Source organism: Pseudoclavibacter helvolus, assembly GCF_014191305.1.
In the GTDB taxonomy this organism is placed as follows: domain Bacteria; phylum Actinomycetota; class Actinomycetes; order Actinomycetales; family Microbacteriaceae; genus Pseudoclavibacter; species Pseudoclavibacter helvolus.
In genome coordinates, this window is record NZ_JACHWJ010000002.1 from 348,124 (window position 1) to 361,527 (window position 13,404).

At 68.7% G+C, this 13,404-nt stretch carries 14 protein-coding genes; 8 read left to right on the plus strand and 6 right to left on the minus strand.

Going from position 1 to position 13,404, the window contains the following annotated elements:
- Positions 1–23: 23 nt before the first annotated feature.
- The gene (locus FHX72_RS08515) at positions 24–827 is read right to left on the minus strand and encodes an SDR family NAD(P)-dependent oxidoreductase (protein WP_221186848.1); all 804 of its coding nucleotides are present in this window, start codon (positions 825–827) and stop codon (positions 24–26) included.
- 246 nt (positions 828–1,073) lie between these two features.
- Here FHX72_RS08515 and FHX72_RS08520 point away from each other — a divergent pair, with 246 nt between their 5' ends.
- Together FHX72_RS08520 and FHX72_RS08525 are read left to right on the plus strand one after the other, a co-directional pair.
- Positions 1,074–1,250 (plus strand): hypothetical protein, encoded by a 177-nt coding sequence (locus FHX72_RS08520; protein WP_183624387.1) that lies wholly within the window; start codon positions 1,074–1,076, stop codon positions 1,248–1,250.
- Positions 1,247–1,858, plus strand: coding sequence for an SDR family oxidoreductase (locus FHX72_RS08525; RefSeq protein ID WP_183624389.1), 612 nt, complete (start codon positions 1,247–1,249; stop codon positions 1,856–1,858). Before FHX72_RS08520 ends, FHX72_RS08525 begins: the two co-directional genes overlap by 4 nt.
- 210 nt (positions 1,859–2,068) lie before the next feature.
- On the opposite strand, the gene FHX72_RS08530 is transcribed toward FHX72_RS08525, so the two are convergent.
- On the minus strand, positions 2,069–3,445 hold the full coding sequence (locus FHX72_RS08530; RefSeq protein ID WP_244157539.1) for an MFS transporter: 1,377 nt from the start codon (positions 3,443–3,445) through the stop codon (positions 2,069–2,071).
- A gap of 212 nt (positions 3,446–3,657) precedes the next feature.
- On the opposite strand from FHX72_RS08530, the gene FHX72_RS08535 reads away from it, so the two are divergent.
- The 3 genes from FHX72_RS08535 to FHX72_RS08545 are packed head-to-tail and all read left to right on the plus strand — an operon-like array spanning position 3,658 to position 6,694.
- Positions 3,658–4,320 (plus strand): response regulator transcription factor, encoded by a 663-nt coding sequence (locus FHX72_RS08535; RefSeq protein ID WP_183624391.1) that lies wholly within the window; start codon positions 3,658–3,660, stop codon positions 4,318–4,320.
- Positions 4,317–5,762, plus strand: a complete 1,446-nt coding sequence (locus tag FHX72_RS08540; RefSeq protein ID WP_183624393.1) for an ATP-binding protein — start codon at positions 4,317–4,319, stop codon at positions 5,760–5,762. Before FHX72_RS08535 ends, FHX72_RS08540 begins: the two co-directional genes overlap by 4 nt.
- Complete coding sequence (locus tag FHX72_RS08545) at positions 5,756–6,694, plus strand: TAXI family TRAP transporter solute-binding subunit (RefSeq protein WP_183624395.1); 939 nt, start codon at positions 5,756–5,758, stop codon at positions 6,692–6,694. Before FHX72_RS08540 ends, FHX72_RS08545 begins: the two co-directional genes overlap by 7 nt.
- A 22-nt stretch (positions 6,695–6,716) precedes the next feature.
- Here the strand turns inward: FHX72_RS08545 and FHX72_RS08550 are convergent, their stop codons facing one another.
- The gene (locus FHX72_RS08550; RefSeq protein ID WP_183624397.1) at positions 6,717–7,988 is read right to left on the minus strand and encodes a DUF445 domain-containing protein; all 1,272 of its coding nucleotides are present in this window, start codon (positions 7,986–7,988) and stop codon (positions 6,717–6,719) included.
- A 106-nt stretch (positions 7,989–8,094) separates the two neighbouring features.
- Between FHX72_RS08550 and FHX72_RS08555 the strand changes: the two genes are divergently transcribed.
- The 3 genes from FHX72_RS08555 (at position 8,095) to FHX72_RS08565 (ending at position 10,609) form a co-directional block, all read left to right on the plus strand.
- The gene (locus FHX72_RS08555; protein ID WP_068477770.1) at positions 8,095–8,382 is read left to right on the plus strand and encodes a hypothetical protein; all 288 of its coding nucleotides are present in this window, start codon (positions 8,095–8,097) and stop codon (positions 8,380–8,382) included.
- A gap of 176 nt (positions 8,383–8,558) precedes the next feature.
- Entirely contained in the window at positions 8,559–8,765 is a 207-nt protein-coding gene (locus FHX72_RS08560; protein ID WP_183624399.1) for a hypothetical protein, read from the plus strand.
- 299 nt (positions 8,766–9,064) lie between these two features.
- Entirely contained in the window at positions 9,065–10,609 is a 1,545-nt protein-coding gene (locus FHX72_RS08565) for a DUF222 domain-containing protein (protein ID WP_183624401.1), read from the plus strand.
- A 229-nt stretch (positions 10,610–10,838) separates the two neighbouring features.
- Here the strand turns inward: FHX72_RS08565 and FHX72_RS08570 are convergent, their stop codons facing one another.
- The 3 genes from FHX72_RS08570 to yczR form a co-directional block, all read right to left on the minus strand.
- Positions 10,839–10,976, minus strand: coding sequence for a hypothetical protein (locus tag FHX72_RS08570; protein ID WP_156475896.1), 138 nt, complete (start codon positions 10,974–10,976; stop codon positions 10,839–10,841).
- Between the two features lie 107 nt (positions 10,977–11,083).
- Positions 11,084–11,893 carry a Cof-type HAD-IIB family hydrolase gene (locus FHX72_RS08575; protein WP_183624403.1) on the minus strand — a complete coding sequence of 270 codons (810 nt, stop codon included), beginning with the start codon at positions 11,891–11,893 and terminating at the stop codon, positions 11,084–11,086.
- A 2-nt stretch (positions 11,894–11,895) separates the two neighbouring features.
- The gene (gene yczR / locus FHX72_RS08580; protein WP_183624405.1) at positions 11,896–13,362 is read right to left on the minus strand and encodes a MocR-like transcription factor YczR; all 1,467 of its coding nucleotides are present in this window, start codon (positions 13,360–13,362) and stop codon (positions 11,896–11,898) included.
- Positions 13,363–13,404 lie beyond the last annotated feature (42 nt).

Below are 13,404 nucleotides of genomic sequence, written 5' to 3' on the forward strand. Positions count from 1 at the left end.
GCCGCGTTGCCGTTGGTGAGGAGCTAGCGGGAGCCCAGGGCCCGGCTCATCCCGCGGAGCAGGAGCTTGCGGGGTGCGAGCTTCGAGCCGACGGTCAGGACCGTGTTGATGGGGCCGGGCACCACGGACGGCCCGGGCTTCGGCTTCTTGAGTTCCCGGAGGGTGATCGCGACGACGCTGCGCGCAGACATCCGTGGCAGGCCGGAGCCGATGTCCTCACCGGCGACGTCGAAGAACCCCGTTGAGGTCGGGCCGGGGGAGAGCGCGACCACGCGGAGGCCCGTGTCGGCCGACTCGGCCCAGAGTGCCTCGGTGAAGCTGCGCACAAACGCCTTCGTGGCTCCGTAGACCGCGAAGCCGGGCGTCGGCTGGTAGCCCGCGACGCTCGCGACGTTCACGAGGAAGCCGTCGCCTGCGCGCAGCTGCCCGATGAGCGCCTGCGTGAGGTCGACGAGCGCCGCCACGTTGAGGGCGATCTCGGCGCGAACCCGCTCGGGGGCCTCGTCGTGGAAGGCGCCGCTCGTGCCGAACCCCGCGTTGTTGATAAGACTCGTCACGCGCACGCCCCTGCGTTCGATCTCTGACGTGAGGGCGGACGCGGCGCCAGGTTCCCCGAGATCGGCGGCGATCGTCGTCACCGTCACGCCGTACCGGCCACGAAGGTCGGCGGCCAGCTCCGCGAGCTTGGCCTCGCGGCGAGCCACCAGCACGAGGTCGCTCCCGCGTGACGCCAGCTGCCTGGCGAACTCTGCGCCGAGTCCGGAACTGGCCCCCGTGACGAGCACGGTTTGCGAGCCGAAGCGGAGGGGGAGCATCCGGGAAGTCATGCCGCCAATGTACGAGCGGGCTGCTGACGAAGCCTGCATGCGGGCGCAGGAGCGTCAGGCCGTGCCAAAAAGTAGCTAGGCGGCCTCCTGAACCGGACGAAATCCGAGTCATGCTCGCGCCTTGGTTCTAGGGTTGAGCCAACCCCCTCAGTACCAACGAACCGCGCCCTAGCAGTCTTCGCCGCGCCTGTTTGCGGCTCATACGTCACTGAGCGAAACGCTCCCTCAGCGTGAAGGATCTCCCCAATGACTCGTACGTACGTTGTCACAGGCTCGGCAACCGGTCTCGGCAAAGCCACGGCCCTCAAACTCAGAGAAGACGGGCACCGGGTCATAGGCGTCGACCTCGTCGGCGCCGATATCAACGTCGACCTCACGAACGCCGACGGCCGCGAGGAGCTGGTGCGCAGGCGACCGAGTTGAGCGGCGGCATCGTCGACGGTGCCCTCGCGATCGCCGATCGCATGCGCCCCTCCTCCGAGACAGTCTCCGTCAACCACTTCGGCGCCGTCGCCACGCTCGAGGGGTTGCGGCCCCTCCTTGCGCTCTCCGACGCGCCACGCGCCGCGGTGGTCGCGACCCTGGTGCCGCTCGAAGAGGTGAATGGTCGGCTGCTCGAGCTCATCGAAACCGGCGACGAGGAGGCAGCCCTCGCCTACTCGGATGAGCTCACCTCAGAGCTGACCCCGCTCGGCTCCTCAGTGCTCTTCGCGACTTCGAAGCAGTCCGTTGCCCGGTGGGCCCGGCAGGCAGCGACCCGGCCGGAGTGGGGCGGATCGGGGATCGCCCTCAACGTGGTCGCCCCGGGCCGCTCCTTCATGTCGATGACGGCCGGGGCACTCGAGACGGACGAGGGCAGGGCCGCGCACGGCCACGAAGAGCCGGTGGCGCCCGGCCAACTGACGGGCGACGCCAGCCACGTCGCGAACCTCCTCGCCTGGCTCACCAGCGAGGACAACGGCTACGTGACGGGCCAGGTCATCTACGCAGACGACGGCGCCGAGAGTGCTCGCCGCCCCGCGCGCGTCTGACCCGCGCGCACCCGCCTGCCTGCGCACTTGCCTTCCCGCACATCCGCGCGCCCGTCTGTCTGCCTGCCTGTGTATCCGCGCGCTCGCGTCTTCGCGCATCCGCACCCCGGCGCATCCGGCAGGAAATGCAGGCTCGTTCGGGAACGAGCCTGCATTTGCCGTGAGGATGCGCGTGGTCGCGTCGGCGGACGCTGGGCAAGCGAGGGGGCGTCAGCGGACGCCGGCGACTTCAGATTCGTCACGCTGCACGTCGCGCTCGGCGGCCTTCGCCCGCATCGCCTTCTCGTCGTCGAGCCAGTTGACTCCCTTGTTGTTGAGGAAGAAGACGTAGACGACAAGCGACGCGGCGATCGCGATCGTGACGTAGACGATGAAGAGCGGCACTTGCTGAGCTTCGCCCGCCGCCGTGTAGAGCAGGGGCGCGGTGCCGCCGAACAGCGAGTTCGCCATGGCGTAGCCGAAGCCGACGCCGAGTGCACGGATGTGCGTCGGGAAGAGCTCGGCCTTCACAACGGCGTTGATGGAGGTGTAGCCGGTGAGGATCACGAAGCCGCCGACGAGGATGGCGAACGCCGCGAGCTCGTTGGTCTGCTGGGGCAGGTACGTGAGCAGGAACCAGGTGTAGAGCACGCCGCCTGCGCCGAAGAACACGAGCAGCGTCTTGCGGCCGACGATGTCGGAAAGCCAACCGCCGAGGGGCTGCAGCAGCATGAGCACGGTGAGGGCGATGAGGTTCAGGATCGTGCCCGAGACCACGTCATCTCCAGCGAACGCCTTCTTCACGATGCCGGGGCCCGTCACCGAGTAGGTGTAGAAGGCGACCGTGCCACCCATCGTGATGAGGAAGCACAGGAGGAGCGGGCGCCACTGGTGCAGGATGAGCTCCTTCATGGAGCCAGAGGTGCGCGACTGGCCGTCCTTGACTGACTCGAGGGCCGATTCGCTGAGCGACTCGTCCATCGTGCGTCGCAGGTAGAAGACGACGATTGCTGCGACGCCTCCGATACCGAACGCGATGCGCCAGCCCCACTCGGAGATCGCCTCGGTCGGCATGGCGAGCACCATGACCAGGAGCGTCGCCTGGGCGAGCACGTGGCCGCCGACCAACGTCACGTAGTGGAACGACGACAGGAAGCCGCGGCGTCCGCGGATCGCCGCCTCCGACATGTAGGTGGCGCTTGTGCCGTACTCGCCGCCCGTCGCGAAGCCCTGCACGAGGCGGCACATGATGAGGATGATCGCGGCACCCGCGCCGATGACCTCAGCCGACGGGGTGAGCGCGATGAGGAACGAGCATCCGGCCATGATCGAGACCGAGACGGTGAGGGCGAGGCGGCGACCGTGCCGGTCGGCGAAGCGCCCGAAGAACCAGGCCCCGATAGGGCGCATGAGGAAGGTGACCGCGAAGATGGCCCAGATGTAGATCTGCGAGTTCTTATCTTCCGAGTCGAAGAACTGGAACTCGAAGTAGGAGGCGAAGACCGAGTAGACGTAGACGTCGTACCACTCGACGAGGTTGCCGGCCGAGCCCTTCAGGGTGTTGGAAATCGAGCGGCGCAGGCTGCCCGGCACTTGTGTCGTCGTCATTGACTTCTCCATCGTCGTTGATCTGCTTCTGCCATCGGGGCGGGGCCCCGGCCCCACCTCGGTGTGGGTGTACTCGACAACTCTCGAGAGTGCGCAAGGGCTCGCGCGCGGATCCTTACATTCCCTTTACGTGGGCTGCGCACGGGCTGTCTTGGGATGTGCTCGACGGCTCGCATGGGCGTGACGGCCCACCCCACGCCTACCATTGGGGCATGCGTGTGCTCGTCGCCGAGGATGACGCGTCCGTCTCCGCCGCCCTCGCGGCCGTGCTCGGGCGCGCCGATCATGCCTGCCTTCGGGTCGCCCGCGGCAGCGACGTCTTGCTGCAGCACCGTGACGTTGAGCTTGTGCTCCTCGACCTCGGCCTCGAGGACATGGACGGGCTCGAGGTGCTCAGGCGGCTCCGCCAGGTGAGCCAGGTGCCCGTCATCGTGGTCACGGCTCGCGGCGATGAGCGCTCGACGGTGCGGGCCCTCGGGCTCGGCGCCGACGACTACCTCGTGAAACCCGTGCGCATGCACGAGCTGCTGGCTCGCATCGACGCGGTCGCCAGGCGGCGCGCTCCGGAATCAGAGCCGGAGGTCGTGCACGTCGGTGAGGCGCGCATCGAGCTGCTCTCGCGTCGGGTGGTGGTTGGCGACGGCGAGGTGGCCCTGACGCCGACCGAGTTCGAGCTGCTCGCCGTGCTCGCGAAACGGGTCGGCCGGGCGGTCAGCCGGCAAGAGCTCCTCGACCAGGTGTGGGGCGACGCCTACGCGGCGACCTCCCGTTCGTTCGACGTGCACCTCGCGCAGTTGCGGCAGAAGCTGCCAGCCGTCGCGATCACCACGATCCGCGGGTTCGGCTACCGACTCGAGACGAAGCTCACGCCGTGAAGCTGCAGGTGCTGCTGCCCCTCATGCTGTTCGGTCTGCTCGCCATCGTCGCGATCATCGTGCCGGCGAGCGAGGGCATCGCCGTGAACCGCACGCAGCAGCTCACTCTGCAGCGGGCGACCTCCATGGACCAGATCGTGCAGCGAGCAGAAGCGGCGGTCGCGAGCGACGACGCTGCCGGACTCGACCGTTACCTCGAGCGCTTCGCCGAGACCTACGGTGAAGCCGCGATGGTCGTCGACAGCGAAGGTCAGGTCGTGTCATCTGTCGGCGGCATCGAGATGGATGCGCGCGTCGCATCGCTTGTGCTCGCCGCGTCTCGCACGGTGCCCCAGCGTTCGATCCCGACCATCTACCCGTGGAGCGACGACACCCATCTTGTCGCCGAGCCCTTCGCGAACGGGTCGAGCGCAGCATCCGGTGCCGTTGTGCTCGAGGTGAACCAGGCGGAGGCCAAGGCCCAGATCGCGAGGTGGTGGGCGCTCGTCGCGCTCGCGGGCCTGCTCCTCTTGTTGCTGCTCTTCGCGGCGTCGCAGTTCTGGACGAGTTGGGTGCTGCGCCCCGTGCGCGCCCTCGACGCTGCGGCCAACGCGCTCGCGGAACAGCGCGAACCGGATCTCGAGGCGGCGACGGGTCCTCTCGAGCTGAGGCGCCTGTCGTCGTCGTTCGCTCGCATGTCGCGGGGTGTCGAGGATGCGCTCGAGCAGCAGCGTGGGTTCGTCGCGGAGGCGTCGCACCAGCTGCGCAACCCGCTTGCGGCGATCCGGCTTCGCATCGACGCCCTGCCGCGAGACGACGCTGACGAGGCGGACCTCGAGGCCGTGGGCGGTGACCTCGACCGGCTCGAGCACGTCGTCGACCGCATGCTCGTGCTGGCCAACGCCGAGCATCGCGCGACCGCTGAGGCGAGCGGCAGGCGCACCGGCTTCGCCGACGGCGCCGCCCGCGAGCACCTCACGTCCGCTGCCATGCTCGCGGCGCCCCACGAGGGGCGCTTCCGTGAGGCCGGGATGCGGCTGCGCGTCGTCGGCGACGCTGAGGTGCGGGTCGCGTGCCGAAAGAGCGACCTGGAGGAGATCGTCGAGACGCTGCTCGACAACGCGCGGAAGTACGCGGGGGACGGAGCGGAGATCGTGGTGGGTTTTGTTCTCGCGAGTGACTCCGATGAGGATGCGCGCGAGGACGACGTTGACGACGGCGGCGGCGCGGCCGGGCGCGCGGTGCTCGAGATCAGCGACAACGGGCCCGGCGTCGACAGCGGCGAGCTCGCGCAGCTCGGCACGAGATTCTGGCGCTCGCCCGCGCACCGAGCCAAGCCGGGAACCGGGCTCGGCCTCGCCATCGTCGGCGAGCTCGCGAGGGCCAACCGGGCCAGCGTCGGCTACGACCGTGCGCCGGAGGGTGGGCTCCGGGTGCGGGTGAGCCTGGTGCGAACATGGTGAGCCTCACACGCCGCGGACTGCTGCTGGGGGCCGGGGCCGGGGTGGCCGCGGCCGCGACCCTTGCGCTCAGCGGGTGCTCGCTCGGCCAGGCGCCACAGCGTATCCGCATGGCCTGCGGCGAGCAAGGCGGCACCTACGTGCAGTTCGGCGAGCTGCTCCGCGACGCCCTCGACAAGGACGGCACGACGGGCCTCGAGGTCGTGACGACCGGCGGAAGCCTCGCCAACCTGGCGCTGTTGCAGGCGCGGGACGCCGAGCTTGCCATTGTGCTCGCCGACGCCGCCGCGATCGACGCGCAGAACAAGGTAGCCATCGGTCGCGTCTACCAGAACTACCTGCAGTGCTTCGTCCGCAGCGGCGGGCCGATCGGCGGTGTCGGGGACCTCGCCGGGCGCAGGGTCTCGGTCGGGGCGCCGCAGTCTGGCGCGGCGCTCACGGCCAGGCGCGTGCTCACCTCCCTTGGCCTCCTCGACGGGCCCGGCACAGCGGTTGTCTCCGAGCTCTACCTCGACGAGGCTATGGCCGCGATCGAAGCCGACGCGGTCGACGCGATCTTCTGGTCGGGAGGCCTGCCGTTGCCGGCCGTGCAGAACCTCGAAGCGGGTGTCGAACTCGTCGACCTCACGAGTGCCCTCCCGGCTCTCGAGGTTGAGTTCCCGGGCGTCTACACGCTCACGGCCGTCCCGGCGAGCACCTACGGGAGCGACGCCGCGGTGCCGGCGATTGGCGTCTCCAACTACCTCCTCGCCCGTCCCGACCTGCCGGATGACATCGCTGACTCGCTTGTCGACGTGCTCATCCGGGATGCAGCGCAGCTCGTTCCGGAGGGGTCGCTCGGAGTGCAGTACCTGACGGCCTCGAACCTCATCGACACGTCACCGATCGCGCTGCATCCGGCGGCCCAGCGCCGGTATCGCCAACTGTACGGGTAGGGCACTAGCCCAGGCGGTGCCGTTAGCCGAGGAAGGCGTGCGCGATCGTGAAGATGGTGACGCCGGCGAGCGCCCCCACGATGGTGCCGTTGAGGCGGATGTACTGCAGGTCGCGCCCCACCATGAGCTCGATCTTCTCACTTGTCTCCTCGGCGTCCCAGCTCGCGACCGTGTCGGAGATGATCGACGAGATCTCGTGCCGGTACCGGTCGACGAGGAACACGGCGGCGTCGGTGACCCACGTGTTCACGCGCTGCTGGAGCTGCGCATCCGTCGTCAGCCGCTGGCCGATGTCGACGAGGGCCGCCGTGGCCCGCGTGCGGAGGGCGCTCTCTGGGTCCGCGAGCGAGCGGATGAGCCCGGTCTTGGCGGCGTTCCACGCCTCGGCCGCGAGCTCGCGCATGCGGGGGCTGTCGAAGATGTTCCCCTTCGCGCCCTCGAAGCGAGCGATGAGCTCGGGGTCGTGCTGCAGCTGGTCCGAGAGGCGGGCCAGGTAGCCGTCGATCGCGGCTCGTGCGGGATGCGCGTCGTCGGCCCGAACGGCGGCTACGAACTTTACGGCCTCGTTGTAGGCAGTGTTGTCGACGAGCCGCGTCGCGACCGACGGCACCCAGGACGGCAGGCGCCGCGAGACGAGGCCGTCGAACGCGCCCTGGTTAGCGGCGAGCCAGGCTGCGGCGCTGTCGGCGGCAAGGTCGACGGCCCCGCGATGCGCGCCGGTGGCGACGACGCGCGACATCCACTCGCCGAGCGGAGGGGCCCACTGCGGCTCCACGAGGTGCTCGCGGGCCAGGTCCTCGATGAGGCCCTGTACGTCGTCGTCGCTGAGCGCCTCGAGCACACCCGTCGCCATGATCGACGCCTCGGAGGCGATGCGCTCTGCATGCTCCGGTTGCTCGATCCACTCTCCGAGGCGAGACGCGATCGACGTTGCCTGAAGCTTCGTGCGGACGACGTCGCCGCGCAGGAACTCGGTCTCGACGAACTCGCCGAGCGTCCGGCCGATCTCGTCCTTGCGTTTCGGGATGATCGCAGTGTGCGGGATCGGGATCCCGAGCGGGTGCCGGAACAGGGCCGTGACGGCGAACCAGTCTGCGAGCGCGCCGACCATGCCGCCCTCGGCCGCGGCACGCACGTACGCAAACGCGGGAACGTCGCGCTGCAGCGCGAAGGCGACCACGAAGACGACCGCCATGAAGAGGAGCGCCCCGAGGGCAACGGCCTTCATGACCCGCAAGCTGCGTCGTCGCTCCTGGTCGGCAGGACTCAGGAGCTCGGTCGGGGTGCGCGACATGCGGTCATCCTCGCACGCGCGAGCCGGGCGGGAGCCGCGCGCCGCCCCGGGTCCCGCGCGGGTCTCCGGGGATTCGCGCGCCAACGCAGTTCGGCAGACTGGATGCATGACCCCACACCCCCAGCGTTCGTTCCGGTCCGCCGCTGACGGGTCCTCCGCGACGTCATTCATGTGGTGGGTGGTGTTCCTACTCATCGGGGCCCTGAGCGGAATCGTCTCGTCGCTCGCCTCAGCGCAGCTGGCTCTCGTCACGGACCATCAGGAGACGTTGGGCGTTGTGCTCTGGGTCTCGCTCATCGTCTGTGGGGTGTGTGGCGTCGGCGCGTTTGCCGCGTTCGTCCGTACGTTCTACGTGCTGCTCGACCGGAGTGACCGGCGCTGGAGCGGGGAGTAGCCGCGCGGGTCAGTCTGCTTCTGGCCTCGGTGGCTGACGGTGCCCGGTGCCCGGTGCCCGGTGTTCTAGGTCGCTGATGGTCTGGGTCGCTCATGGTCTGGGGTGCTGACCGAATCGGGCGATCTCCGTCGCGCAGCCGACGCGGCGGCCCGGGCGGATTTCGTACGGTTGAGCGCGTGGATCTCTCGTCGATGAACATGGGAGCGGTCGTCGCATCCGTCACGTGGATCGGGTTCGTGCCGTGGACTCGGCTGAGGCGCCAGCGCGAACTTGAGGCTCAGGTCCAGGTCCAGGTCCAGGTCCAGGCCCAGCCCCAGGCCCAGCAGGTGGCAGGGCGGTCAGAAGCCGGGGGAACGGGCGAGGAGCCGACCTCAACGCCCTAGCGTGAGCTCGGCTGGCGTGAGCGCCTCGTGCTTCACGACGCGGGGTAGGAAGGTCATCGCATCAGCGTAGGACGCTGGCTCTTCCCTCTTCTGTTCGGACGGTCCTGCTCTGTTCGGAGGGACCCGTGAGCAAGATCTCGCGATGGGCTGCTCGCGGATTTACCCTGCTCACCAGGGGATACTGCGCGTCGTGATTTTCTGTCGTAAGTAGATACGAGTTTGTCGTAGAAATCCTGGTCAATACCTAGTTTTTGGCGCGGTCCAGTGCTAAGCTGATGGTGATCTTGGGGGAGGTTATCGTGGCATCGGAGTCAGTGCAGGAGACGCATCGTCAGTCGTCGCATGAGACGGCTGTTGTGGATGCGCTTCTTGAGGCTCGGGCGCAGCTTTCGGGGGTTCCTGACGCTGAGATCGTGGTGATGGTGCACGAGTTGGTGGCTCGGCGTCGGGTTCTGGACGCGGCGCTGGTGGAAGTGGCTGGCGAGTTGCTGCGTCGGGAGGGCGAGACGCCGCGGTCGGAGACGGTCGCGCGGAAGGCGGGGTTCCGGAACTTGCCTGCGATGTTCGAGCAGGTGCTTGGCGTGAAGCCGGTTGAGGCGAACATGCTTGTGAAGGTGGCCGAGGCGACGCGGGGGCGGATGAGTTTCTCGGGCGAGCCGATCCCGGCCGCGTATGCGGAGGTGTCGCGTGCCGTCGCGTCTGGTGTGATGTCGGTGGCGCAGGCCTCGGCGATCACGAAGGGCTTGGAGCAGACCCGGAACCGGGTGGACGTCGAGGACGTCGCGCGGGCGGAGGTCGAGCTGGTGGCGTCGGCGTGTGGGCTGAACCCGGAGGACGAGCAGCCGGCGGTACCGAAGGTTCTGGAGGTGCAGGCCGCGACGTGGGTGTCGTGCCTGGATCCGGACGGTGACGAGCCTCGGGCGGAGAAGGTCGCGGAAGAGCGCGGCTTGTGGTGGGTGCGGCGCGCTGATGGTGCGATCGCGGGGAAGTTCGTCGCGACGCCCGAGCAGGGCGAGCAACTGATCTCGGTGCTGGACGCGCTCCTCGCGCCCCGCCGGAAGGTCGAGTTCCCCGCAGCATCCGAGTGCGGGGAGCCACACGCGCCAGCGCTCGGAGCCAACGAACTCCCACTGGCTGACACCCAAGTCGAAGACGGCTCCGATAGCCCCGAAGGGTCCGACACCTCCGACACCTCCGACGCGATCGGCGAAGTTCCGCTGGTGGACCCACGCTCGATCGAGCAGCGGCGGATCGACGCGCTCGACATGATCCTCCGCTGCTACGCGGAATCTCCCGACGCGCCCCGCACAGGCGGTGAAGCGCCCACAATCGTGATCGTCACCGCCGAAACCGGCTTGGCAGGAGAAGCAGAACGCCCCGAAGACGTGCCCCACCTCGAGCGCACGGGAGAGCCCATCCCGCCATCGTTCGCGGCCAAGACCATGTGCGACGGCTTCATCCGAATCGCTACGCGAACCGCCACCGGGGAGATCCTCGAGCTCGGCCGCAAGCAGCGCCTCTTCACCACGGCCCAACGCCGAGCGATCTTCGTCCGCGACCGACACTGCCGAGCCCCCGGGTGCGGAGCCCCAGCACGCTGGTGCGAAGCGCACCACGCTGTGCCCTGGAGTGAAGGCGGCCCGACCGACGTGAAGGACGGCATCTTGCTGTGCTCGTTCCACCACCACGAAGTCCACCGGAGCAGGCTCACCCTCATCCTCGGCCCCGACGGCCGCTGGAGAGTCGTCGCGACCGTCGGCCACCACGTACGGCGCCGAAACCCACGACGACGCACCTACGAGAGCACCGACGCCCCACGCCCCGAATGGAACCGCAGAACATGAAATCTGGATCCGGAACCACGAAACATGAAGTTGCAGGATCCGAAACCGTCGGAGCCGTCAGAACAGTCGGAACCGTCGGAACCGTCGGAACCGTCGGAACCGTCGGAACCGTCGGATCGGTCAGATCGAGCCGCCGACCAACGCGAAAGTGCCGCCGAGATCACGAGGACCAGGGCGGCACCGGTTGCTGTCCAACTCCGCTCAGGAAGAGCGGGGTGCAGCAGCGCGACTAGAGCTGCGGCTGACGAGTGTTGTAGCCGAAGCGCGTGGGGCGCTGCGCGTACCCATCCTTGCGGACGGCGCGAACAGTCTCAGCGGCGAAGGCGACAACCGCCACAACCCCGATACCAATAGCAAGAAGTTCCATGAGTCCACCTCCGTGATCTGCCGGCAGGCGCCGGATATTGCAATCCAATCGCAAACGCCCGGGCGTGTCGCGGTCCACTCGGGGGTCACTGGACTGGTCGCCGCAGGTCAGCCCGCGACTCCGGCCAGCCACTCCTCGAGGAACACCGCAACGCCGTCATCCGTGTTGCTCGGAATCACCGACTCCACCACCGCCAGCGCCTCGGGGCGCGCGTTCGCGACGGCGATCGGATGGCCGACAACCTCAAACGCGGGCAGGTCGTTGTAGTTGTCGCCGAAGTAGTAGAGGTCCTCGCGACCGACACCCAGCTGCTGCGCTACCGCGAGCAGGCCCGTCCCCTTCGAGCAGTCGGCGTTCGCGATCTCCAGGTACGTGTCCTTCGACCGGTAGCTCACCACCCCGGGGTGCCCGGCGAGCGCCGCCTCGAGCGCATCCACGAGCGCGGGGTCGCCCATGCACATGACCTTGTGCGGGGGAGTCGCATCCACGCCCCCGGAAGCGACGAACTCCAGCGTCGAAGCCGCCTCTGGATGCACCCACGTGTGGGTGCGCTCACGGTCCGTCCACTCGTCCTCACCCCACGTGTACCAGTGCTCCCCGGCGAAGAAGCTCGCGTGCAAGCCAGTGCCCTCGCAGTGCTCGGCGATGAACCGCGCATCAGATGGCGAGATCGGCACGTCGTGCTGCACCTCACCGCTGCCCGAGAGCACCAGCCCGCCGTTGAAGGCCACGAGCGGCGACCCGATTCCCCCGTACAGGCGCTCAAGGACGCGCATCGACTCGGGCGGGCGCGACGAGCAGAGTACGAAGTGGTGACCAGCTGCTCGCACCGCCCTGATCGCCTCGATTGTGCGGGGGGTGAGCGTGCGCTGAGCACCCGGCAGGGTGCCGTCGATGTCGCTGATGAAGAGAGCCATAGTCACACCATCTCAGGCAGACGCGTGTCAGCCATCGAACGGAGGTCGCGCGCCGAGAGTTGAGCCCACGAGTCGGCGAGGATCCGCGTCCCAGCTTCGAGGTCCGCGATCGGCGCCGTGAACGGCACCCGCAGGAACCGCTCGAGGCTCCCGTCGATCGAGAACTTCGGCCCCGCGACGAGTGCCAGACCTCGTGCCTCCGAGAGGGACGTCATGGCCGAGCTCGCCGACTGGGCGAGATGCACCCACATCGACAAACCACCGTCCGGCAGCGGGACGTGCCACTCCGGCAGGTGCAGGCTCAGGGCCTCGTGCAGCGCGTCGCGGTGCACCCGCATCTGCTCCCGGCGCCGCGGCAGCAGCTCGGGCAGCGCCCGCACGATCCGCTCCGCCAGCAGCTGCTCGATCTGAGGGGTCCCCAAGTCGCCGGCGGGCCGCGCCTGCACGAAGCGCCTGATCAGCGCGGCATCCGCCCGGATCCACCCGATGCGCAGTCCCGCCCAGGCCGCCTTGCTGAGCGACCCGACGGTCACGACCCCGGAACCGGAAAAGGGGGAGGCGCCCCGCGCGTGACGCGCGAACGGCCCGTCGTCCCAGGGTCGGTCGATCGACAGGTCGGCGGTCGTCTCATCGACGACCAGGATGGTGCCAGCAGCTCGCGCCGCCTCGGTGACCCGCACCCGGTCCTCAGGCTGCATGGACGCCCCCGTCGGGTTGTGGAAGTCCGGGATCACGTACGCGAGCGCCGGCCGCATCCGCTCGATCGTCTCGATGAGATGCTCGATCTCCCAGCCGCTTGTCGTGACGGGCGTCGCGATGAGTCTCGCCCCCGCCCGCCGCATCGCCTCGTACGCGTGCGGGTACGTCGGCGACTCGACGAGCACCACGTCGGAACGCGTCAGCAGCGTGTGGGCCGTCAACGAGATGGCGTGCTGGGCGCCCATCGTCACGATGATCTGGTCGGCCGTCGTCGGCAGGCCACGAGAGGTGTACCGGTCAGCGATCGCCGACCGGAGCGACAGCGTTCCGAGGAGGTCGAAACCGGGGGCGCCGAGCGCGAGTGGCATCGAGGCCGAGGCATCGGCGATGATCTCAGCCAGGCCCTCGACGGGTGACGGAACGGCCCGCGCGAAATCCACGCCGTAACTCTCCCCATCGCCGCTCGGGCGGTAGTCCTGCCTGCCGAGCCGGGGGAGCGTCACTCGGCTCCCCGACCCCTGCCGACTCAGCACATGCCCGCTGTCGCGCAACGACTGGTAGGCCGCCACGATCGTCGTTCGGCTCCGCCCGGACTGCACCGCGAGCTCACGCTCGGAGGGCAGTCGCGTGCCGACAGGAATGCGCCCGTCGACGATCAGCAGGCGGATGCGCTCGGCGAGGGCCTCGTACGCGGTCGAGTCGTCACGAAGCTCACCCGCCAGCGACAACAGGGTGCGGGCGGAAATGCGAGAACCAGAATTCGACTCCATGGGTCCAGTATGCGCGAAGTGGACCGCGACGGCCAGGCCAAT

Excerpts from the sequence above, each read along its gene's own strand:
- FHX72_RS08515 (WP_221186848.1), bottom strand. The coding sequence starts at position 827 with ATGACTTCCCGGATGCTCCCCCTCCGCTTCGGCTCGCAAACCGTGCTC.
- FHX72_RS08520 (WP_183624387.1), top strand. The coding sequence starts at position 1,074 with ATGACTCGTACGTACGTTGTCACAGGCTCGGCAACCGGTCTCGGCAAA.
- FHX72_RS08530 (WP_244157539.1), bottom strand. The coding sequence starts at position 3,445 with ATGACGACGACACAAGTGCCGGGCAGCCTGCGCCGCTCGATTTCCAAC.
- FHX72_RS08535 (WP_183624391.1), top strand. The coding sequence starts at position 3,658 with ATGCGTGTGCTCGTCGCCGAGGATGACGCGTCCGTCTCCGCCGCCCTC.
- FHX72_RS08545 (WP_183624395.1), top strand. The coding sequence starts at position 5,756 with ATGGTGAGCCTCACACGCCGCGGACTGCTGCTGGGGGCCGGGGCCGGG.
- FHX72_RS08550 (WP_183624397.1), bottom strand. The coding sequence starts at position 7,988 with ATGTCGCGCACCCCGACCGAGCTCCTGAGTCCTGCCGACCAGGAGCGA.
- FHX72_RS08555 (WP_068477770.1), top strand. The coding sequence starts at position 8,095 with ATGACCCCACACCCCCAGCGTTCGTTCCGGTCCGCCGCTGACGGGTCC.
- FHX72_RS08570 (WP_156475896.1), bottom strand. The coding sequence starts at position 10,976 with ATGGAACTTCTTGCTATTGGTATCGGGGTTGTGGCGGTTGTCGCCTTC.
- FHX72_RS08575 (WP_183624403.1), bottom strand. The coding sequence starts at position 11,893 with ATGGCTCTCTTCATCAGCGACATCGACGGCACCCTGCCGGGTGCTCAG.
- yczR (WP_183624405.1), bottom strand. The coding sequence starts at position 13,362 with ATGGAGTCGAATTCTGGTTCTCGCATTTCCGCCCGCACCCTGTTGTCG.